Genomic DNA, 21,595 nt, shown 5'->3' on the forward strand with positions numbered 1-21,595 from the left:
TATTTTTGGGCAGGTACCGTCCTACTGGCATCAGAGGTGTCAATTTTATATTGGATTGACTATACACAACGAGGGGAGAATAAAAACAGCGGCGCAGCACTATGCCGCCTTATCATAACAACGATACAGGCGACATCATAAAGTGACTGGTTCGTACCCTCGCCACTGGCAAGTTAGCCATTAGCAAGTTAGCGCGGTTTTTTGTCTTTGGTAGTGAATTTTTTTGCCCGATTGCGCTCACGTTGGCGTAACTGCTGCGCTTTTGCTTTCGTCGGTGTGTCGCTTTTATTGGCATAGGGGTTGTCATTTTGTCGAAAGATGACATTCAGCGGTGTGCCTTCAAGCTTAAAGACTTGACGAAATTGGTTTTCGAGGTAACGCTGATAGCTCTTCGGTAGCGCACTGGTTTGGTTACCGTGAATGACGATGACCGGTGGGTTGTGACCACCGATATGCGCATAACGCAACTTGATACGGCGACCTGCGACGGTCGGTGGTGGGTTGGCTGTCACAGCGTCTTGCAATATCTGCGTCAAGCGATTGGTCGATACCTCAAACATAGATGACTGATAAGCGCGTAAGATCGACGGGTATAAGTTGCCCACGCCGGTACCATGTAGCGCTGAGATCAGGTGCACTTTCACAAAAGGAATAAAGCTAAAGCGGCGATCCATCTCAAGCTTGATATAGTCTTTTTGGTCTTGGCTGAGGCCATCCCATTTGTTTATCGCGACCACCAGCGCCCGACCTGCATCGAGCGCATAGCCTATCATATGCAAGTCTTGATCGACGATGCCTTCTTGCGCATCGATGACAATCACCGTCACATTGGAGTCTTCGATGGCTTGTAGGGTTTTGATAACGGAGAATTTTTCTACTTTTTCATCGATTTTGCCGCGGCGGCGCACGCCTGCGGTGTCGATAAGGACATAATCCTTACCATCCCGTTTATAAGGAATATAAATACTGTCGCGCGTGGTGCCTGGCATATCAAATACCACCACCCTATCTTCGCCAAGCAAACGGTTGACCAAGGTTGATTTGCCGACGTTTGGACGACCGATAATGGCAAGTTTTAAGCCATTTGGTTCGACGACGTTTTCTTGCTCAGGCATGTCAGCGGTCAGCACTTCTAGCAAGTTACCGACACCGCGGCCGTGGCTGGCAGCCATCGGATACGGCTCTCCCAAACCGAGCGCATAAAACTCCGCAGGCGCGGCATCATGGACGCCATCGACTTTGTTGGCGACCACATAGACAGGCTTGCCCAATGTATGCAAAAACTTACCAATCTCAGCATCAGCGCCAATCATTCCAGACCGCGCATCCACTACAAACACGATGATATCTGCCTCATGAATCGCTGTGTGCGATTGCTCAGACATATAGTCATCGATATTGCCACTGCCATCGTCTGCCTCACCGATACCGCCCGTATCGACAACGATAAACGATTTGTTTTCGTAGGTAGCATCACCGTACTGACGGTCACGCGTCAGCCCCGACATATCAGCAACCAATGCCTGCCGACTTTTTGTAAACTGGTTAAATAAGGTGGATTTACCGACGTTTGGACGACCAATTAAGGCGACCACAGGCTTGATACTCATGGGTTACTCTCAGTGAAAGGCACAATGGCAGACCGTACAGCGACTAAAATCATAGTCGCAAATATTGTTGTACGTGACCGCAAATTAATATAAATGATAAAACGACAGCAGATACACTCATCAACCCTATAACATCGACTCTATAGTAAGCAAGCCTACAGTGATGATTATATCTCTCAGACACCATTTTATCGGATCTATCAAATGATGTCGTCTATATGGTAAACCTACCGCATATCGGTCGCATAGAGTACGCGAAAGCCTGCGTTTAAACAAGCAGTTTACAACCAAGCACAAAACGCTGACCTAGCAGCGTGAGTGATAATAGTAGTGATCGTGATGTCAAACCGCAAGTCTAATGGCTGGCTGATAATAATATCACGACTCATCAGCTGCCGCGCGGCACAGCCTATGATACTTAACGCATCAGCTGCCAGATAGCCACTTGACCTGAGGTGCTCTGCGTTAGCAAACGACTTCCTTGTACTTGCAAGTTGGTCAACGCCCCCTTGGTCTGTACACGGCTGATGATTTGACCATTGGCAGGGTTGAACAAATGCACCACTCCTTCTAAATCACCGACCGCGATATAATCACCAATCATCACAGGGTTGGTCAAGTGACGATACGCTAGCTCATCGCTCTCCCAGAGCATCTCGCCATTGCTGCGATCATACGCAACCACTTTACCATCTAGGCTGGTGGCGATGACTTGCTGATTATTGACAGCAAGGGATTTGAGACTGGCAAGCTCATTGACAAATAAAACCTGACGCGAGGCTAAATCAATACCCAATAACTGACCACTATAGCTGATTGCAAACAGCTGGTTTTGATCAACGATAGGCGTGCCATCGACATCGCTCATACGCTCAACTTCGCTACTGCCCGTACCGACACCGACGCGTCTCGACCACTGCGGCAGACCACTATCAACCGTCACCGCATGCAAACGGCCATCCGCGGTCGCCAGCAGCGCAGTCTTGCTGTCTAGTAGGGTTGGCGCGGCGCTACCACGTACACTGATGGCAGGCACTTGAGTGGCAAACTGCCATACGGACTGGCCGGTTTGTAGAGATAAGCCGTGCAAAAACCCATCATTCGCTGACAAAATCACGCGATTATTACTGACCAAAGCCGGCGTCAATACCGACCCTGATAGCTGCTGCTGCCAGCGTTTGGCACCCGTTGTACTATCAAACGCCATCACCTGACCGCCACGTGTGCTAATGATTGCCGTTTGGCTTAAGGCATCTACTGTCACGCCGCCGGTGATTTGATCACCGACATTGACTGACCACAGACGCTCACCTGCATTATCAAACCCTATCAAGTCGCCACCGCGTGAGGCTGTGACCATTTGACCATTGGCATAGCCAACTTGCAGCGCCAAAGGATCTTTTTTGCTGGCTTTTTTATTGCCAACATCTGCGCTAAAGACAGGCTGTAGCACAGTGACCGGCTCTGCAATTTGTACCAAATCGACAGGATCATTGACGACAGGCTTGATACCGCGATTACACCCAATCACTGCAGTGCTCATTACTGCCAGTACGGCCACATGCATGACTGTCTTTTTGATAATATTGGCTGTTGACATGTTGCTCGAGCGAATGGATTGAGTCATCATAGGTTCTCACTACAAAAATTATTATGGATTAGTGGATTGGGCGGTCAGTCTGTGGCTCATCCATCAATGATCTGCTCACAGTGTTGCCTGGTTTTAGTTATCTTGGTGACTGTTATAAAACTTTTAAATAGATAACAGCCACTTATCAACTCTGCTCTCACGATCAGCCCACTGGCCGCCAATCTAGCATATAGAATTCTGTTGGTACTGCCTAGGGTGCTGATAAAACATCAGCGCTATTATTCGTTAATAGCGCCTAATACAATACCACTACTGTGTAACTTCGGCCGGTGCGCCCTCTACCACTGGTGGCGGCTCAGATATCGCAGGCGCTGGTACAGCAGGCTCTTGGATCAGACTGGCTTGCGCCTCGATAGGCTCAGGCATTACCCCCAAGCTCTCCATCTTCAATGCCAATACTGCACGCATTTCTTGACGCTCACGTAACAGCTCCCACGCATTATTGTAAGCGTTGATGGCCAAATCTTTATCGTTTTGTGCCAGATAAATATCGCCTAGCAACTCTTGCTGACTGGCTTCAAATGAGCTTGGCATGTCTTGTTTGGCTTCTGCCAGTGCGCCCTCAGCATCGCCTGCTGCCAGTAGCGTGTTGGCATAACGTAGACGGGTGATGGCGCTTAGGCCAGCGTCGCCCAAGTCAATGGCTAATGCTTGCTTCAGGGTATTTGCTGCGGCGGTAAAGTCATCACTATCCACTTGATGGCGGGCTTTTATCATCAATGCTTGCCACGCATAGACTGACTCGCCGTGGGCGCCAACCAATACGTCGATATCTTTGTCCAGTTGTGTACGGCTTTGTGCCAGCGCTTCTTGCGCCTCAGCTTCCAAATCTGGGTTTTGCGCCGCCAGACTGATTTCTTCATTGAGCCGTTGGATATCCGCGTAGTGATCTGCTGCGACTGTATCGACGCGCGCATGGTTATTTTGCCAGTATGTCCAACCAAAATAAGCGGCCAACGCCAACAAAATTGCAGTGACGATATAGCTGCCATACTGCTTTAACGCGTCCATGGAATTGTCTGGATTTGGCGAATTGGGTGTCAAAGCCATAAAGGGTTACCTAATAAAAGTGTTATAAAAATGCTGAGGCGAAAGCCGATATCACCTGATTAATCTATTAATTGATCGACTAATCAATCGACCCATTCATCACTGGCGCGAAAAATTGTCTGCATTCGATAGCCAGTCTTGCGAGACACTACGCTGCTCGCCTGTCTGCATGTCTTTGATACTCACCAGATTGTCATCGAGCTCTTGCTGAGCAATAATCACCGTGAGCGCAGCCCCTGATTTATCCGCCTTTTTCATTTGCGCTTTTAGGCTGGTGGCACTTGCCATCTTGACTCGGATATCTGGACGCTCATAACGTAGGTTTTGGGCATACTTGATACCTGCGCTATAGACTTCTGGATGAGCGACCACAAAGACATCGCAGGCCGAAACGTCTGCCATCGGCGCGACCGCCTCTAGTAACAATAATAAACGCTCAAGCCCCATGGCAAATCCAACGGCAGGCTCAGATTTGGCAGGTTTACTGCCGTCAGTACCAACAGACTTTAGCTGGCCAACCAAACCATCATAACGCCCACCTGCACAGACGGTAGCTTGGCTACCTAGCTTGTCTGTCACCCATTCAAAGACGGTCTTATTGTAATAATCCAGACCGCGTACCAGATGCGGATTGATCTCAAAATCGATACCAAGCGCGGTCAAGTATGCCTGCACTTGCTCAAAGTGCGCCATGCTCTCCGTACCCAAAAACTCAGCCAGCTTTGGCGCTTCTGCCAATAACGCCTGCGTACTCGCCTCTTTGCTGTCTAAGATACGTAGCGGGTTGGTCGTCAGACGGCGCTTGCTGTCTTCGTCAAGCTGGTCTTGTTTGTCGGTTAGATAAGCGACTAGAGCCTCACGGTAAGCATGGCGCTCGTCGATTTCACCCAAGCTGTTTAGTTGCAAGCGCATCTCGTCTTTGAGACCCAGCGCTTGCCACATCAGATGCGTCATCGCGATCAGCTCAGCATCGGCATCGGGCAGCGCACTACCGAAGCTTTCGACCCCTAATTGATGAAACTGACGATAGCGGCCTTTTTGCGGGCGCTCGTAGCGAAACATGGGGCCGATGTACCATAGTTTAGGCGTATCACCGCGCAGTAGATTGTGCTCGATTACAGCCCTTACCGCGCCTGCGGTGCCCTCTGGGCGCAAGGTCAAAGGAGTGGGCGGCTCAGATTTATCGGCAAAGCTATACATCTCTTTTTCGACGATGTCTGTGGCCCCGCCAATAGCACGGGCAAACAAATCAGTCTGCTCGACGATAGGCAGACGAATATGCTCATAACCGTACCTACCCAGCACATCCGCCAATATCGCTTCTAATTGTAGCCATTTTGCCGATTGGGTAGGCAAAATATCATTAAACCCTTTGATAGCTTTGATCATGGTACGGTCATATCCTTAAATTTATCACAAGTTCTTTTTTATATAATTAACCTAAAAACAGCGACAGCACTACTGGTATCCGTTAGCGCTACTGGTATTTATTTAACGCGAATAATCTCATTTTCGCGCTTTTTTGCCAAGTCTTCAGCATGGGCGCGCACCATACTTTCAATCTCATCGACTAGGTTTTCGGTATTGATCAAATGGCTTTTTTCGCCCATACGGTAGACTAATGACTTTGGCGCAGCACCGACGATACCGATATCGGCTTCTTTGGCCTCCCCTGGGCCATTTACTTTGCAGCCAATCACTGACAGATCCATCGGCTCACGAATATCCTCGAGACGCGACTCTAACGTTGTCATCACTTTGATCACATCAAACTCTTGGCGCGAGCAGCTAGGACAAGCGATAAAATTGACACCGTTTGAGCGGATGTTTAGCGATTTTAAAATATCAAAGCCGATTTTGATTTCTTCTTCAGGCTCTGCCGCTAGGGAGATACGAATAGTATCGCCGATGCCGTCTAGGAGCAGTCCCCCTAATGCAATGGCAGATTTGACCGCGCCGGTGCGATAGACACCAGCTTCGGTCACGCCCAGATGTAGCGGGTTGTCAATTTGGGCTGAGAGCAGACGATACGCCTCTAATGTCAAAAACACATTACTGGCTTTGACTGAGACTTTGTACTGATCAAAATTGAGACGCTCCAAAATATCGATATGGCGCATCGCGGACTCTAGCATCGCCTCGCCCGTCGGCTCTTTATACTTTCGCTGGATGTCTTTTTCTAGCGAGCCTGCGTTGACACCGATACGAATCGGGATATTGTGATGCTTGGCGCAGGCAACCACTTCACGTACTTTAGCATCACTACCGATATTACCTGGGTTGATACGCAAACAATCAGCACCTGCTTCGGCCACTGCCAAAGCAATCTTATGATCAAAATGCACATCGGCGATAAGCGGCACGCTGACCTGTTTACGGATTTCGGCAAAGGCGTTGACCGTATCCATCGTCGGGGTCGAGACGCGCATCAGATCAGCGCCTGCTTCTACGCAGCGCTCGATTTGTGCGACCGTCGCAGCCACATCACAAGTCTCGGTGTTGGTCATGCTTTGCACACTAATCGGTGCATCACCCCCAATCGCGACATCACCGACATATATTTTTTTGGTAAGACGACGGTTAATAGGCGCTGACGTTGACATAGACAAACCCTTTGGTTAAAGCAAAAAAATAAAAATAAACCCTGACAATAATACCTAACGATGCGACGTTATGCTTTTACCCACTTATGGCGCAAGCTCAAAACTGGCTTGCTTATCAGTGGCGTACGCCTCTAATGCCACCGCCTCTTGGTTGAGCATTAAGCTGACATTATCGACATTATCGATCTGTACATTAAATGGCGGCATGCCAGATAACTTATAGCTACCTGTGCTTTGAGCGCCGTTCATCAGATTGCTCCCTGACGCATCAGTAATCACCACCACCGCCTCATCGCTCAACATCACCTCTAGCGTCGCGGTGCTGCTCGCCGCACCTATGTTAAGCGCAGAGCCTGCAGCACCCACGCCTGTCTCGCCATCGATAGCAGCGCCTTGAGCCTGCTCAAGTGCCGAGATGTCTTCGACAGCGTTGGTCGGTGCTTGGGTGTTTTCTTTGCTGGCATTACTGACCATGCGGAATAAAAAAATCGCTAAGATAATAACGCCAATGACCGCGATAATCAGTAACGGATTGAAACGAATACGGTTGTGAGTGTCGCGCTGCAAGGTGCCCATCGGGCGCAGCGGTGTATCAATGTTGTTGACTGAATACGGTTTTAGCTCATTGGGATAGGCGGCATCAAAGCTACTGGCGATTTTTACAGGGTCCAACCCCAAAAACTTGGCATAGTTGATAGCAAAACCACGAGCAAACGCGGCTTGCGGCAAATCTGCAAAATTCTCGTTTTCTAAGGCTTTTAGGTGACGCTTTAAAATAAACAGCTCGGCGGCGGCCTCTTCTAGGCTGACTTGCTTTGTTTTGCGGGCTTGCTGCAACATGGCACCAAATGATCCCTGAGTGTTTGATTGAGTGTTTGATGATGGGGTGGTCATTTCCATGGTGCCTCTGGATTGTTAAGCCAAGTCTTAAGTTGTTTTGCTTCATCACTTAGTGGATAAGCGGATAAAAGCTGCTGTGCCAATTGCTGGCGTGTGGTTATGTTGTTTTGAGCCGCCGCAAGTTTGATGCCTTGTAATAGCAAGCGCGGGCTGATACCTTGCCCTTGTACCAAGATCAATGTCTCGTCATAAAGTTTTTGTGCTTGGGCCACCCGCTGCTGCTCAAGCAACAAATCTACCAATTCGATATGGGCGATGATGCTATTGCGGTTGCCATCTAGCGCGCGCAAAAACGCTTTGGCCGCAGCAGTACGGTCGCCCATCTGTAGGTAGGTACGGCCTAGGTTTTCCAGCGCGCCGATACGACCTTCGTAGCCAAGCGCTGCCCCTGCAATCTCAAACTGCTCAGCCGCCTCTTTATAGCGTTTCATCTGCGACAAATACACGCCATAGTTATTGTGAGCTTGCTCAAAGTCTTTATCAAGCGCGATGGCTTTTTTAAAGTACTGATCGGCTTTTTGCAGATTGATACGGCTGCCCTCTTGCTGCAGCAAAACGCCCATCATATCATAGGCTGGCGCGTAACGGCTATCGGCAGCGAAGGCTTTTTCGAGTTGGCGTTGAGCGGTATCAAGCTCGTTTTTGCGGATATATTGCGCCGCAAGCGAGGTGCGTACGCGCGCAATTTCTTGTTGATCCAAGTTTCGATCATTGCTCGGCCGCGTCGACGTTTGATAAGGGGTATCCCCCAATAAATCATCGGTTGGCGTGCTTTGACACCCCGTCAAAAACAGCCCCACCATCGCCATGCCGAGCAGTAGCCGTTTGGACGTCACTGCCGCCTGTGCCACTACTGGCAACGTGGCTGTCATCCATGGTTTGTCAGTCAAAAAACACACGCTTTGATACTTATTTTGACAAGAATTTTTAGAAGTCATCATAGCCGCCATCATAAAACTGGATTCAATGCGTTCGATAATCGAAGCATCAGTTTAATAGATTTAGCCCCCATAAGTACAATTTAGTTGTGATTAATTGTATGATGAATCACAACTCAGTGTTTTCACGCGCTTTGATGCTTTGCTGCCATGCCGCTGAACGACGAGTACGATCGGCGACCTGCCCGACCAGCTGGCCGCAAGCCGCATCGATATCGTCGCCGCGCGTTTGACGAATGGTACACACAAACCCAGCGTCACTTAAGATATTGCTAAACGCATGGATGCGGTTGTTGCTTGATTTGTCATATGGTGCATGCGGAAACGGATTAAACGGTATCAAATTAATCTTACTTGGCAGGCCATCCAACAACGCCACCAACTGCCGCGCATGCTCATCGCTGTCATTGACGCCATCAAGCATGACATACTCAATGGTGACGTGTTTTTTGTGGCGCGGATTGACATCGTACACGTAGTTTTTTGCCGCGGCGATCAGCTCACTTAACGGGTATTTTTTATTGATAGGCACCAGCTCATCACGCAGCTCATCATTGGGCGCGTGCAAGGATATCGCCAAAGCCACATCAAGATCTTGTGCCAGCTGATACATCTTGGGTACCACGCCTGAGGTCGACAATGTCACGCGGCGTTTTGAGAGGCCATAAGCATGGTCGCTGAGCATAATCTCCATCGAGCCGATCACAGGCTTGTAGTTTAATAAAGGCTCACCCATACCCATCATCACCACGTTGGTTACATGGTTTTCCCAAGCGCTATGATCGACAGCCTCTAAACTGTCATTGTCATCACTCATGTAAGAAGCATTGGCCACCCACAGCTGCCCGATGATCTCAGCCGCCGTCAGATCGCGCTCAAAGCCTTGCTTACCGGTACTACAAAAACTACAGTCGAGCGCGCAGCCGACTTGCGAAGAGATACATAAGGTTTTGCGGCCATTTGATTTATTATCATCCGCCGGAATCAATACCGTCTCCACCAGCGAGCCGCCCGTCACTTCAAACACCCATTTACGCGTACCATCATCACTGTACTGACGATGAATAACCTTAGGCGGAGTCACGCAGGCATTCAGCGACAATTTATCGCGCAGTGACTTGCTCAGATTGGTCATCTGCTCAAAATCTGTCACCCCGTGCTGATATATCCATTTAATCACTTGCGTCGCGCGAAATGGCTTTTCGCCGAGGCTTTTAAAATAGTCAGCCAATTGTGCTTGGGTCATCCCCAAAAGATTGGTCTTGGCCTGCGCTTCATCGACCAGCTTGATGCTGGCTTTGGAGGTGGCAGGGACATGCTGGATCGGAGATTGAACAGTGGACATAATAGGTAACCTTTTTGCATCAGCTAAATTAAGCGTGGCAATTGTTGATATAAGCGATGAGTGTTGCTCTCCATACGCCTTATGGCAAATATGGCCATTAGCAATCCATTATGAGCGCAGCGTCTCTTGTACTTATGCCAATCATACATAGCGACAAGCACAAAAAATGAGTAACTATACTGATAAAGGATTGATAATGCTAGATAAAGACAATAATGAGGCAAATAATAAAAAATTTCAATAACACAAAGACGGCGAAAAAACAGACAAACCAAAATAGCTAAAACGGCTTATACCCATCAGATATAAGCCGTCTTGCGACACAAATTATTCATAACCAACCTCTCGGCTGCTATCAATAACTGGCTGCTCTTAGCGCGTACGTGCACATACTTCATCATCATTAAAGAAGTAGCTGATTTCACGTGCTGCGGACTCAGCTGAATCTGAACCATGAACCGCGTTTTCGTCGATGCTGCTAGCAAAGTCAGCACGGATAGTGCCTTCGGCAGCATCGGCTGGGTTGGTTGCGCCCATGATTTCACGGTGCTTAGCAATGGCGTTTTCGCCTTCTAATACAGAAACGACAACAGGGCCTGAAGTCATGAATGAGACCAAAGCATTATAAAATGGACGCTCGGCATGCTCAGCGTAAAAACCGCCTGCTTTTTTGTCATCAAGATGCAACATTTTTGCAGCAACGATTTTTAAACCCGCTTCTTCAAAACGGCTATAAATAGCGCCGATATTGTTGCCAGCGACGGCATCAGGCTTGATGATAGATAAAGTACGTTCGTTAGCCATAAAAAAACTCCTAATAGGGGGTCAGTTTGGTAAAAGTAAAGGGATAGATGCTTTGTTTTAACGTTGGCCGCCATGTCGACGAAGCGGATAACTCATGATTTATCGATAGCAAAACACGAGCGTCAACATAGGATTGTTGCCTATTATAATGATTGAGGCTATAAATGATAGGGTTAATTTATGACCGCACCTTGCATAAAAGTAAATTTATGATCCGCTAATTATTAATACGGTCATCACATTGACCAAAAAGGACCCCAATGCTCAGCACTGGGGTCCTTTTAATTGATACTACTTGATGAATACTACTTGATTAATACTAAAAGCCAGTTAGTGCTTATAACACCAAGACTTATAGTAAGCACTAAGCATCATACGGATCACGAAGTACGATGGTCTCTTCGCGGTCAGGGCCGGTTGAGATGATATCTACTGGGCAACCAATCAATGCTTCGATACGTTTGATGTATTTTTTGGCGTTTTCTGGTAGGTCGTCATAGTTGGTAATACCAACGGTAGACTCGCTCCAACCTTCCATCGTTTCGTACTTCGGTGTGACAGACTCATAGAACTCTGCGTCGTGCGCGCCAGCACATTCTGTCTCAGGGAGGTTGTAACCCACACCAATTAGCAGTTCTTCAAGACCATCTAAGACGTCAAGCTTGGTCAAGCAGATACCTGACATAGAGTTCAATACCACCGCACGGCGTAATGCCTCGGCATCAAACCAGCCGCAGCGACGCGCGCGGCCAGTGGTCGCGCCAAACTCATGGCCGACTTTGGCTAAGTGGGCACCCACATCATCAAACAACTCTGTTGGGAATGGGCCACTACCAACGCGCGTGGTGTAGGCTTTGGTGATACCAAGTACATAGTCTAGGTACAATGGGCCGATACCCGTACCAGTTGATACGCCGCCTGCTGTGACGCTTGAGCTGGTGACAAAAGGATAGGTACCGTGGTCGATATCAAGTAGCGTACCTTGTGCACCCTCAAACATTAGGTTTTTGCCAGCAAGGCGCAATTGATTGAGGTCTTCGGTCACATCAGTAACCATGCCTTTGATCTCTTCGCGCCACTCTTGGCACAGCTTAAAGGTCTCATCAAAATCGATGGCATCGACTTTATAATACTGTGTCAGTTGGAAGTTGTGATATTCGATTAGGTTACGTAGTTTTTCTTCTAAATCATCGCGGAACAAGTCAGCAAGCTTGATGGCACGGCGCGCCACTTTGTCCTCATATGCAGGACCGATGCCGCGACCTGTGGTACCGATTTTGCCTGTACCGCGTTTAGCTTCGCGTGCTTGGTCAAGTGCCACGTGATATGGCATGATGAGTGGGCAGTTTGGCGAGATACGTAGACGCTCGCGTACTGGTACGTTATTAGCTTCTAGATCTTTTATCTCTTTTAGTAGGGCGTCTGGCGCTAGTACCACACCGTTACCGATGAAGCAGGTGACGCCTTCGCGCAAGATACCCGATGGGATCAAATGTAGGACGGTGGTTTTGCCATCGACAACCAGTGTGTGCCCAGCGTTGTGACCGCCTTGAAAACGAGCGACGGCTGAGGCTTTTTCGGTAAGTAAATCAACGATTTTACCCTTACCTTCATCGCCCCATTGGCTACCCAAAACTACGACATTCTTACCCATGATCAATCCTTACCTTTATGTATTGAGGTGTGTGCAATAACGGTTGCAAAACTAACGTGATGTTAGCAGTGTTTGATGCTTGTGCTCAGCGCGCTTATCATTGCCGCGCCAAACCAAGTATGTTTTATCTTAAAATCTTTATCCAAGCGGCGATGCCACTGTAAATATATCTATAAGTCAGCCAAACTGAATCTAGTTAAGCGAGATGGTTTGTAGTTGCCATTGATTGTCAGCAAAACCTAAACGATGTGTCACGCCATCGGGACGATCGTCCGCGTTTAGTGGCATGGTGACACGGTAGCCCTGCTCGCGTAAGCTGGTGGCCTGCTGGAGCAAGGTTTGTCGCTGCTCAGGGCTTGCTTGAGTGGCGGCTTGATAATCAATCAGCACGATACTCGGCACTTCAAGCTGCGTGTGCGCCAGCAAACGGCTGACATCCATACTAAAGCCTGTGGCTTCGCGTGGCTGGCTGACGGACAGATGGCCACCGCTTTGCATACCATCAAAGCGCCCGCCGCGTACCAGCGGCTGAGTCTCGCTATTGATATAGCCATTAAAGACAATGCCAGTATGATAGTGATAGCCTGATAGCTCAGTCACATCGACACTCACCGGACACTGCCACTGCGTTTTTAGGTGCGTTTTTAGGCGCTGTAGCTCATCGATAGCCGTAGATATCTGTTCATCTTGCTGCGCAGCAGTAGAGAGCTTGGTCAGCAAATTATCGATATCGTGACCAAAACGCGCTAAGGCATAAAAGTCATCGCCCATTGGCAATGCTTGGCAAACGCGTTTGAGCTCTGGTAGGTTTTTATTGGCATACAAATGCATCAATTGCTCAGCGTCGCTGTCAGATAGCGCCGCCATCTCAGCCAAACGCTTAAATATCGCCACATGACCCAAGTCAATATGCAGCGCCGCGCTCATATCTAGTGTATTGACCATCCCAAACAAGACATCAATCAGCTCGATATCGGCTGCCAAATCGGCGCAGCCAAATATCTCAGCGCCTAACTGCAAGGGCGTACGTGAGCCAAACAGTCCTGACGGCAAGGTGTGAATCACATCACCTGCATAGCAGTAACGCGCAATACCGGTACCGCCATGATGCGCATCGATACGCAAAATCTGTGGGGTAATATCGGCACGCAAGCCCATCAAACGACCCGTCAGCTGATCGATGATCTTGAACGTCTGACGTTTCAAGTCTTCTGAAGCGTCACTTAACAGTGATTCAGTAAACTCAATCATCGGCGGGTTGACCAACTGATAGCCATGAGTGATCAGCTGCTGCGTCAATTGGTACCTAAGCACCTCTTGCTTATGCGCGTCTTCAAACAATACATCCACCACGCCATCAGGCAACAGCCAACTGTTGGCCACATCGCTGGCAAAGTGGTTTAGGTAGGGCATGCTATTGGATTTAGCAACGCTATCGGCAGGCTGAGTGGCCGCATTTTTTGTTGCATTTAACTGGGCAGGTTTTGCAGAATCAGAACTGACAGACACAATAAATCCTTGTTTGGCGTATCGCTTACCAAAAAACGCGGTACTGATGCGGTACTAAAAGGTTGTATTTATAAGGGCATTGACATCGTATCGTTGTGTTTTTAACACACAACATCATTGACCCAATTATTTATAAACAAACTAGGTAACCGCAACAGGGTGAGTAATAAGTATAATTTAGGATGATAAGACGAGTATCTTTATGCGCTAATAAACAGAGATAAATAATCAAGGCACTTTATGCTTTAGTTTAGCATAGCAGTCAAGGTTCGCCTAGTGACAATTGGGCACAATTACTATCTAATTATCGTCCATGGCATCATGAGCATCAGCAGATATGGCGACGGCTATCTGCTCGTATTGAACAAATAGCGTCCGTCAAATAGCCGCTATGCGCTTGCATCACTTGATAAAAACGTGCGCGAACTACCCCAGCAAGAACAACGCCATGCAGACAGACTCATGTTACACTAACACATATTTTTATCTCGGAAGCCTTATGTCACCTGATTACCACCCAAACCCAGCCATCAACCAAACCAACGTCTTAGGGACGGCGCTTGCCAGCTGCTGTTTTGACCCGATTACCGGCTATTATCGCAATGGTTTTTGTCATACTGGCAGTCATGATGTCGGCCAGCATACCGTCTGCGCCAAGATGACCAGCGAGTTTTTGAATTTTTCTGCCAGTCGCGGCAACGACTTGATCACGCCCCTGCCTGAGTATGGTTTTGCTGGATTAAAACCTGGCGACTACTGGTGCATCTGTGCGCTGCGCTGGGTCGAGGCCTTGGACTTTGATATCGCCCCGCCGATCAAGCTCGAAGCCTGTCACGAAAGCCTGCTGAGCTTGGTCGATATTGAGACTTTAAAAAGCCACGCGCTTTAATGACGGCGCCGCGTTTTATTTGTGAGATATTTTTTACTTTATCACGGGAGGGGGTATGGACCACAATAACGATCAACTGCTCAAAAAAACCGCACGTATTGAACCTAACTCCGACATCAACCGTCTTTATGCGGATATGAATGATGAGCATTTATATCTCGATAATGATGATAGCTATATCTACGGCGATGCCGATGCCACCAGAGAAGACACCATCGAGACCATGACGGTCTATGACCCTGATTCTGAGCGCTATGAAGATATCGATCTATCCAGTGAAGATGAGGTCGTCAACTGCTACGCCTACTCTCGTAAGACCGGCGAAAACCTCGATAAAGTGGCGCTAAATGATGTCAGTCGGGCGCTGAGTAACAATGGCCAGTTTATCTGGCTGGGTTTGTATGACCCCAGCCTCCAAACCATGGTCAAAGTCAAAGAAGCCTTTGGTCTGCACGAACTTGCTATCGAGGATGCCTTTGCCGACCATCAGCGCGCCAAAGTCGAAAATTACGACAACGACATGGTATTTGTGGTCTTACGTACCGCCAAGCTTGAAGACAACGTCATTCGCTACGGCACCACTGCGATATTTATGGGCAAAAACTACTTAATCACCATTCGCAATGGTCCATCCAACTCCTACGCACCTGTCCGCGAGCACTGCCACCGCCGCCCAGAAAAGCTCAGAATGGGGCCGATATTTGTCTTGCACGCTATTCTCGATTTTATCGTGGATAACTATATGCCGATTACCGATCGTTTGGGACGTTATCTGCGTGAGCAAGAGCGTTACGTGTTTACCTATGAGTTTGATAAGGGCACGCTCAAAAACCTCTACGAGCTCAAGTCACAGCTGGTACACATGCGGGCGATTATCTTACCGGTGCAAGACATCTGTAGTTTTTTTATCAATCACAAAAAAAGCGAGCTGGTCTCTGGGTTTTCGCAAGCGGCCAAGCCCTACTTTCGTGACGTCAATGACCACTTGCTGCACTCGTTAGACGCCATCAACGGCCTCAATGAGATGCTAAGCGTGGTGATGAACACCTATATGGCCATGGTCAATATGGGACAAAACGAGGTGGTACGTAAGCTCGCCGCGTGGGCAGGGATTTTAGCGGTACCAACGGCCATCGCTGGTATCTACGGTATGAACTTTGACTTTATGCCTGAGCTGCACTGGCAGTACTCGTATCTGGTCATCATGGTGATCATCGGCTCACTGTGCGGCTATTTGTATTACAACTTTAAACGCCTCAAATGGCTATAACGGCTATAACGGCTATACGCTAACGTCATTTTTTCGGTCAACAAACACAAAACGCCCCGCACAAAACTCGATACAGATCAGACTTTGGTATTTGGCTCACGCCTACCATGCAGATGAAAAACAGCATCGCTCAAGGTGCTGTTTTTTTATTAATGATTGATAATGATTATTATTTGTAATATTATTCTTAGATATTATTGCCACACTCTTACCCTTATCCTTATTTCGCTACATTATCAGCCAGCACGACAAATACTACGCGCGTAGCATTTGTACGGGGCGGTATTGTCATTTTATATCTATTATTTTGTACCTATTGAGGTTTTTATGCGTTTATCCCGTCTTACCCCGATCGCCGCTTGTACTGCTGCTATCTTGACTTTAACAGCATGCGGCGATGACTCTGATCACACCACGGTCATAGATGGGACGCCGCCACTTATCACCACCGACAGTAACTTTAGCAATGGCTATAGCGCCGTCGCGGCCGTTTTTGTCTCAGGGCAAGTTCAAGACAGCAGCGGCGTCAAATCGCTCACCTACTCTAATAACGGACAACCAGCCCAAGCGCTAACGCTAGATGCCGAAGGTTACTTTGACGATCGTATTTTATTGAGCCTCGGTAGCAACCGCATTGTCCTAGAGGCCACGGATAATGCCGGCAACATCATGCGCAAGGTCAAAACCCTTTATCTAGGCGATACCATCGCGGCCGGTGGCTCGCATACCGCCGCCCTACGTGACGGTCAGCTATATGGCTGGGGCCGCAATAACTATGGTCAAACAGGGCTGGGGCTGACCACAAAACTCACTGACGTGATGGGCCACCCAGTCACGCCGATGCTAATGAGTAGCGCGCCCAAGGATGTGATGTCCATCAGCTTTAATCAAAACCATTCGCTTGCCATCGCACAAAATGGTCAGGTATATAGCTGGGGCGAAGACAAATACGGACAGCTCGGCCGCGGTGATGGTGGTCGTCATGACTGCAGCAAAACAGCAGACTGCCGTTTAGATATCAGCACCATCGAAGGTATCAAAGACGCCGTCATGGTCGCTGCAGGCTATAAGCACAATTTAGTATTGACCAAAGACGGTAGCGTTTGGGCTTTTGGGGCCAATGGCCAAGGTCAACTTGGAGATAATACCAACCGCGATAGCAGTACCCCTGTCAGGGTAGACTTTTCGGCGGCAGAAGCTGGCCATATCGTTCAGGTGGTCGCTAGCGCCAATAGCTCTTATGCATTAGACGATAAAGGTCAAGTCTGGGGTTGGGGCAGCGATGCCTATGCCAACCTTGGCAAGGGAGCCGCCTGTACGCTGGCTAATGACTGCACCAACATAAATGCGACACCCGTACGTATCAACGTACTAGGTAATAGCACGGTGGATAAGACTACGCCAGCCAATGATGACGCCATGCCAAGCACAGAAGCCGCGCTAAGCACAGAAAAAGTCACTCAACTGGCCGCTGGTAGAGATCACATCTTGGCTTTGACCAATAAAGAGGCCGTCTACGGCTGGGGGTTAAATGCCGCAAGCCAACTGGGCTATAACGGTGAAACCTATCAAGGCACCCAAAATGCATGGGCAGATATCATCACTACCCCAACCAAACTGCCTTGGTTCACTGACAAAGACGTGCGCCGTGTCTATGCCAATGGCAATGCCAGCTACGCGCTGATTGACAACGTCGCGACCAATAGCACAGCCACCAACGCTGTAAGTGACAACGCTGCAACGAACAATGGTGTCCTATACGCATGGGGCATGTTTGGCGAAACAAACGGTGCTGGCAAGACCATTTACCATGATTTAGATGAGCCATCCAACAAACTGCCTAGCCTAAAAGATATCGACAATATGGCCATGGGCGCTATGCACCTGATCGCTCATCAAAAACCGCAAACCCAAGACGATGATGCCGTAAATGAGGATGTTGCAAAAGCCGAGCAGTTATTTACATGGGGCTGGAGCTTTGAAGGCTCGCTGGGCAATGCCGACACCGCTCATGTGTGGATGTACAACAACCCGATACCAGTGACACTACCAAGCCAACTATAGTCAATATACTTATAGTCAATATACTTTTAGGTCATACCATGTTTTTATTATCAACACCGGCAGGCAGCACCCGCCCCCTGTCTTTATCCTCTTCGGTCATAAAAAGCACGGCGCTTGGCGTGACGATAGCGCTGCTTAGCGCCTGTGGCGGCTCGGATGACGCAAGCAGCACTCAACCAAACCTTCCAAGTCCGCCGACCACGCCTGATCGTCCCACTGTCGATAGCGACTGGCAGCCAGCAGGTGGCAACGCGACGATCGCCGCCAGTGTCGCACAGCCTTTTTTGCAGATTATGCCAAACCTGCCAAGCAGCGCACTGGGCGGCGTATCGCCTGGGCGTGAGCTGTTTATCACAGAGTGGACACCTGCTGGCGAGGGCCGCGCGCTGTTCGACGGTGTGGGGCCACTGTTTAATGCCAATGCCTGTACCCAGTGCCACAGTGCAGACGGCCGCAAGCCTGTCTATGCCGCCAACGGTCAGCTCACCGATGCGATTTTGTTTCGCTTAGGGGATAAGCAAGGCGCGGCGCACGCTTACTACGGTGAGCAACTGCAGCACCAGAGCATCGACCCCAGTATCGCCACCGAAGGCCGTATGCACTATACCGCCACGGCCAGTCAAAACGGCAAACCTGCTGGTGTGACCTTTGATTTCACTCCCACGGACTCAAACCAGCCGTTAGGACAAACTGCCATCAGTGGCCGCATCTCGCCGCAACTGGTCGGTATGGGCTTGCTGGATCTTATCCCTGAAGCAGATATCATCGCAGCGGCCGACCCTAACGATAGCGACAATGACGGTATCAGCGGCCGCGTCCATTGGGTCGATGACGATCAGCAGCAGCGCGTTGGACGCTTTGGCTGGAAAGCCATCAACATCAGCCTACGCACCCAAAACGCCAATGCCATGTCACAAGATATGGGCTTGACGACCTCGGTGTTTATGGCACCCAACTGCACGGTCAATCAGCCGATTTGCTGGACGGCACCCAATGGCGGTACCCCTGAAGTCTCAGACAGCAGTCTGGATGCGGTGACTGACTTTATGACAGCACTTGCCGTACCTGAGCGGCGAATAGATGACTTGTCGACTTTTAATGCAGGTGCCAAACTGTTTGCCCAAGTGGGCTGTGCCAGCTGTCATACACCCAAACAAAAAACTGGCGACAGTGCGCGCTTCCCGCTTCTATCACAGCAAACCATCTACCCTTATACTGACTTGCTGCTACATGATATGGGCGCGGGGCTAGATGATGGCGTAAAAGAAAAGAACGCAGAGAGCTATGAGTGGCGCACGCCGCCATTATGGGGTATCGGCATCGTGGCCCGCGATCCTCAAGCTCGGTTTTTGCATGATGGGCGTGCCAGCAGCTTGAGCGATGCGATACTATGGCATGGCGGTGAAGCACAAGGCGCAAAAACACGCTTTAGCCAACTCTCTACCACCGAGCAGCAGACGTTGATGGCCTTTTTAAAAGGTATTTAGCCTGCCATAGAGGTCAGACTGTCGGTTATAAAAACCGATATCATGCGACCAACGTATCGATTTTTTTCAAAATATATAACACGCAAAAAAAAGAGGACCACTGCCATAGCCGCCCTCTTTTTTACAAAAGTATCAATAGTCTGTCATCAATACCCAATCATCAACACCACACCCAATCTGTAGATTAAACACGCCATCAATGACAAATCACTTAATCATCGCGGCGCTTAATACTATAGCTTGGCAAATGATGCTCAGGGCTAATGCTTTGATGATCGTCCAGATAGTCCTCAGGGCGACCAAACATTTTGGCCGTCCAAGTCAAGATGACGATCGAAGCGCTAAGCACCATAATGGCAAACGAAATCGTCGCCAATAGCCACAGATGAAAGTTGTCAGAGACGGCCTGTACGTCCACCACTAGATGTCGTGACAAAGCAGTAATGGCGATAAATATCAAAAACTGCACAGGCAGACGATGGGTCTTAAAGTAAATACCAATCATCGCCAGCAGCTCAAGATAAATAAACAACAGTAAGATATCTTTTAGATCTGCTGAGCCCTTTTGAAAAATCACCAAAAACTCTTTACCCGCGGTCCAAACCACCACCACACTGATCAAAAACAAGATAATGTAGTGGCAAATATCGACGAACTCACGGCCGATATACTGCAAGCGCTCATGTATGCCCATCATTGACCCCAGCGAATGTGTATCGTCTGTTTTATGAGTGTGCGATTCGGTTGAGTGTTTTGTATCTTGCTCGCTTAGCGGCTTCATTCGCTGATATCACCACCGCTCAGGCCTGCTGATTTTTCAGCGGCTTCTACTGTCTGGCGAATAAGCGTATTAATCGTCATCGGGCCTACGCCGCCTGGTACGGGCGTATAAGCACTAGCAATGCTCTCAACGCCTGTCAGCTCGATATCGCCAACGCCGCCATTATCTGTTGGGTGGAAACCTGCATCGACCACCACAGCCCCTTTTTTGAGCCACTCAGCTTTAATCAGCTCAGGCACACCCACTGCGCCAACAACGATATCAGCACGCTTGATATGAGCGGCCAAATCTTGTGTTTTTGAGTGACACATCGTCACTGTGCAGTTGGCATTTAATAACATCATCGCCATCGGCTTACCCAAGATAGCACTACGGCCAACGACCACGGCTTCTTTACCTGATAACTCGATATTATGATGCGCCAATAAGTGCATGATACCCTGCGGTGTGCAAGAGCCATACGCAGACTGCTGCATCGCCATACGACCAAAGCCAAGACAAGTCACGCCATCGACGTCTTTTGCCAAGTCAATTTGCTCAAAGCATGCGCGCTCATCGATATGCGCAGGGACGGGGTGCTGTAGCAAAATACCATGGACATCAGGGTCGTTATTGAGCTCATCAATCTTTGCCATCAGCTCTTTGGTAGTCGTAGCACTTGGCATCTCAACGCGTATAGAATCCATACCGACACGCTTACAGGCATTGCCTTTCATACGTACATAGGTCGCAGAGGCAGGGTCATCACCGACCAATATCGTCGCTAGACTTGGGGTGCGTCCCGTCTTAGCTTTGATAGCGTCTACACGCGCACTCAGTTGCTGTTCGATTTGTTTGGCAAGGGCTTTACCATCTAATAAGGTGGCAGACGCTTGGGCAGTAGACATAAGAACTCCAATATAGGGTACGATAAAAAAGTAAAGACAGCGCCCGCAACTACTTGCATGCCTGTCTTATGCTTGGTCAATATAGGATGAATACCGATATTGTACCTGCCTGCGGCAAAAAATCCTAGCGCGATATAAAACTTGCCTACCGAC

At 48.9% G+C, this 21,595-nt stretch carries 17 protein-coding genes; 4 read left to right on the top strand and 13 right to left on the bottom strand.

Annotated features, from left to right (window positions below; all coding sequences use genetic code 11):
* Positions 1 to 188: 188 nt before the first annotated feature.
* The 11 genes from der to J3491_RS04775 all read right to left on the bottom strand — a co-directional run bounded on the left by der (position 189) and on the right by J3491_RS04775 (position 14,064).
* Positions 189 to 1,610, bottom strand: a complete 1,422-nt coding sequence (gene der / locus J3491_RS04725; protein WP_075101512.1) for a ribosome biogenesis GTPase Der — start codon at positions 1,608 to 1,610, stop codon at positions 189 to 191.
* A 418-nt stretch (positions 1,611 to 2,028) separates the two neighbouring features.
* On the bottom strand, positions 2,029 to 3,240 hold the full coding sequence (gene bamB, locus J3491_RS04730; RefSeq protein WP_243456129.1) for an outer membrane protein assembly factor BamB: 1,212 nt from the start codon (positions 3,238 to 3,240) through the stop codon (positions 2,029 to 2,031).
* A gap of 270 nt (positions 3,241 to 3,510) precedes the next feature.
* Complete coding sequence (locus tag J3491_RS04735) at positions 3,511 to 4,311, bottom strand: YfgM family protein (protein ID WP_207969354.1); 801 nt, start codon at positions 4,309 to 4,311, stop codon at positions 3,511 to 3,513.
* Between the two features lie 99 nt (positions 4,312 to 4,410).
* Positions 4,411 to 5,700 (bottom strand): histidine--tRNA ligase, encoded by a 1,290-nt coding sequence (gene hisS / locus J3491_RS04740; protein WP_075101510.1) that lies wholly within the window; start codon positions 5,698 to 5,700, stop codon positions 4,411 to 4,413.
* A gap of 98 nt (positions 5,701 to 5,798) precedes the next feature.
* Positions 5,799 to 6,914 carry a flavodoxin-dependent (E)-4-hydroxy-3-methylbut-2-enyl-diphosphate synthase gene (gene ispG, locus J3491_RS04745; RefSeq protein WP_100749131.1) on the bottom strand — a complete coding sequence of 372 codons (1,116 nt, stop codon included), beginning with the start codon at positions 6,912 to 6,914 and terminating at the stop codon, positions 5,799 to 5,801.
* Positions 6,915 to 6,998: 84 nt separating this feature from the next.
* Positions 6,999 to 7,814, bottom strand: a complete 816-nt coding sequence (locus J3491_RS04750; protein WP_243456131.1) for a helix-turn-helix domain-containing protein — start codon at positions 7,812 to 7,814, stop codon at positions 6,999 to 7,001.
* Positions 7,805 to 8,755 (bottom strand): type IV pilus biogenesis/stability protein PilW, encoded by a 951-nt coding sequence (gene pilW, locus J3491_RS04755; RefSeq protein ID WP_243456133.1) that lies wholly within the window; start codon positions 8,753 to 8,755, stop codon positions 7,805 to 7,807. Before pilW ends, J3491_RS04750 begins: the two co-directional genes overlap by 10 nt.
* Before the next feature lie 106 nt (positions 8,756 to 8,861).
* Positions 8,862 to 10,097, bottom strand: coding sequence for a dual-specificity RNA methyltransferase RlmN (gene rlmN / locus J3491_RS04760; protein ID WP_207969356.1), 1,236 nt, complete (start codon positions 10,095 to 10,097; stop codon positions 8,862 to 8,864).
* 372 nt (positions 10,098 to 10,469) lie between these two features.
* A complete protein-coding gene (gene ndk, locus J3491_RS04765; RefSeq protein ID WP_100749128.1) occupies positions 10,470 to 10,901 on the bottom strand; it encodes a nucleoside-diphosphate kinase in 432 nt (143 codons plus the stop codon).
* A gap of 364 nt (positions 10,902 to 11,265) precedes the next feature.
* Complete coding sequence (locus tag J3491_RS04770) at positions 11,266 to 12,555, bottom strand: adenylosuccinate synthase (RefSeq protein ID WP_100749127.1); 1,290 nt, start codon at positions 12,553 to 12,555, stop codon at positions 11,266 to 11,268.
* Between the two features lie 192 nt (positions 12,556 to 12,747).
* Positions 12,748 to 14,064, bottom strand: coding sequence for an ATP phosphoribosyltransferase regulatory subunit (locus J3491_RS04775; protein ID WP_100749126.1), 1,317 nt, complete (start codon positions 14,062 to 14,064; stop codon positions 12,748 to 12,750).
* 499 nt (positions 14,065 to 14,563) lie between these two features.
* Here J3491_RS04775 and J3491_RS04780 point away from each other — a divergent pair, with 499 nt between their 5' ends.
* The 4 genes from J3491_RS04780 to J3491_RS04795 all read left to right on the top strand — a co-directional run bounded on the left by J3491_RS04780 (position 14,564) and on the right by J3491_RS04795 (position 19,774).
* Complete coding sequence (locus tag J3491_RS04780) at positions 14,564 to 14,953, top strand: DUF2237 family protein (protein WP_100749125.1); 390 nt, start codon at positions 14,564 to 14,566, stop codon at positions 14,951 to 14,953.
* 55 nt (positions 14,954 to 15,008) lie between these two features.
* Entirely contained in the window at positions 15,009 to 16,223 is a 1,215-nt protein-coding gene (gene corA / locus J3491_RS04785) for a magnesium/cobalt transporter CorA (RefSeq protein WP_075101502.1), read from the top strand.
* Between the two features lie 327 nt (positions 16,224 to 16,550).
* On the top strand, positions 16,551 to 18,287 hold the full coding sequence (locus J3491_RS04790; RefSeq protein WP_100749124.1) for an RCC1 domain-containing protein: 1,737 nt from the start codon (positions 16,551 to 16,553) through the stop codon (positions 18,285 to 18,287).
* Between the two features lie 38 nt (positions 18,288 to 18,325).
* On the top strand, positions 18,326 to 19,774 hold the full coding sequence (locus tag J3491_RS04795) for a di-heme oxidoredictase family protein (protein WP_207969357.1): 1,449 nt from the start codon (positions 18,326 to 18,328) through the stop codon (positions 19,772 to 19,774).
* 211 nt (positions 19,775 to 19,985) lie between these two features.
* On the opposite strand, the gene J3491_RS04800 is transcribed toward J3491_RS04795, so the two are convergent.
* Both J3491_RS04800 and folD read right to left on the bottom strand, forming a co-directional pair.
* Positions 19,986 to 20,471 (bottom strand): phosphate-starvation-inducible protein PsiE, encoded by a 486-nt coding sequence (locus tag J3491_RS04800; protein WP_075101568.1) that lies wholly within the window; start codon positions 20,469 to 20,471, stop codon positions 19,986 to 19,988.
* Positions 20,472 to 20,551: 80 nt separating this feature from the next.
* Entirely contained in the window at positions 20,552 to 21,442 is an 891-nt protein-coding gene (gene folD, locus J3491_RS04805) for a bifunctional methylenetetrahydrofolate dehydrogenase/methenyltetrahydrofolate cyclohydrolase FolD (RefSeq protein WP_075101500.1), read from the bottom strand.
* Between the last annotated feature and the right edge of the window lie 153 nt (positions 21,443 to 21,595).

This window comes from Psychrobacter halodurans (assembly GCF_017498075.1).
In the GTDB taxonomy this organism is placed as follows: domain Bacteria; phylum Pseudomonadota; class Gammaproteobacteria; order Pseudomonadales; family Moraxellaceae; genus Psychrobacter; species Psychrobacter celer.

What these genes read in the sequence shown, in the direction of transcription:
- der (WP_075101512.1), bottom strand. Translation starts at nt 1,610, where the DNA reads ATGAGTATCAAGCCTGTGGTCGCCTTAATTGGTCGTCCAAACGTCGGT.
- bamB (WP_243456129.1), bottom strand. Translation starts at nt 3,240, where the DNA reads ATGATGACTCAATCCATTCGCTCGAGCAACATGTCAACAGCCAATATT.
- J3491_RS04735 (WP_207969354.1), bottom strand. Translation starts at nt 4,311, where the DNA reads ATGGCTTTGACACCCAATTCGCCAAATCCAGACAATTCCATGGACGCG.
- hisS (WP_075101510.1), bottom strand. Translation starts at nt 5,700, where the DNA reads ATGATCAAAGCTATCAAAGGGTTTAATGATATTTTGCCTACCCAATCG.
- ispG (WP_100749131.1), bottom strand. Translation starts at nt 6,914, where the DNA reads ATGTCAACGTCAGCGCCTATTAACCGTCGTCTTACCAAAAAAATATAT.
- J3491_RS04750 (WP_243456131.1), bottom strand. Translation starts at nt 7,814, where the DNA reads ATGGAAATGACCACCCCATCATCAAACACTCAATCAAACACTCAGGGA.
- pilW (WP_243456133.1), bottom strand. Translation starts at nt 8,755, where the DNA reads ATGATGACTTCTAAAAATTCTTGTCAAAATAAGTATCAAAGCGTGTGT.
- rlmN (WP_207969356.1), bottom strand. Translation starts at nt 10,097, where the DNA reads ATGTCCACTGTTCAATCTCCGATCCAGCATGTCCCTGCCACCTCCAAA.
- ndk (WP_100749128.1), bottom strand. Translation starts at nt 10,901, where the DNA reads ATGGCTAACGAACGTACTTTATCTATCATCAAGCCTGATGCCGTCGCT.
- J3491_RS04770 (WP_100749127.1), bottom strand. Translation starts at nt 12,555, where the DNA reads ATGGGTAAGAATGTCGTAGTTTTGGGTAGCCAATGGGGCGATGAAGGT.
- J3491_RS04780 (WP_100749125.1), top strand. Translation starts at nt 14,564, where the DNA reads ATGTCACCTGATTACCACCCAAACCCAGCCATCAACCAAACCAACGTC.
- corA (WP_075101502.1), top strand. Translation starts at nt 15,009, where the DNA reads ATGGACCACAATAACGATCAACTGCTCAAAAAAACCGCACGTATTGAA.
- J3491_RS04790 (WP_100749124.1), top strand. Translation starts at nt 16,551, where the DNA reads ATGCGTTTATCCCGTCTTACCCCGATCGCCGCTTGTACTGCTGCTATC.
- J3491_RS04795 (WP_207969357.1), top strand. Translation starts at nt 18,326, where the DNA reads ATGTTTTTATTATCAACACCGGCAGGCAGCACCCGCCCCCTGTCTTTA.
- J3491_RS04800 (WP_075101568.1), bottom strand. Translation starts at nt 20,471, where the DNA reads ATGATGGGCATACATGAGCGCTTGCAGTATATCGGCCGTGAGTTCGTC.
- folD (WP_075101500.1), bottom strand. Translation starts at nt 21,442, where the DNA reads ATGTCTACTGCCCAAGCGTCTGCCACCTTATTAGATGGTAAAGCCCTT.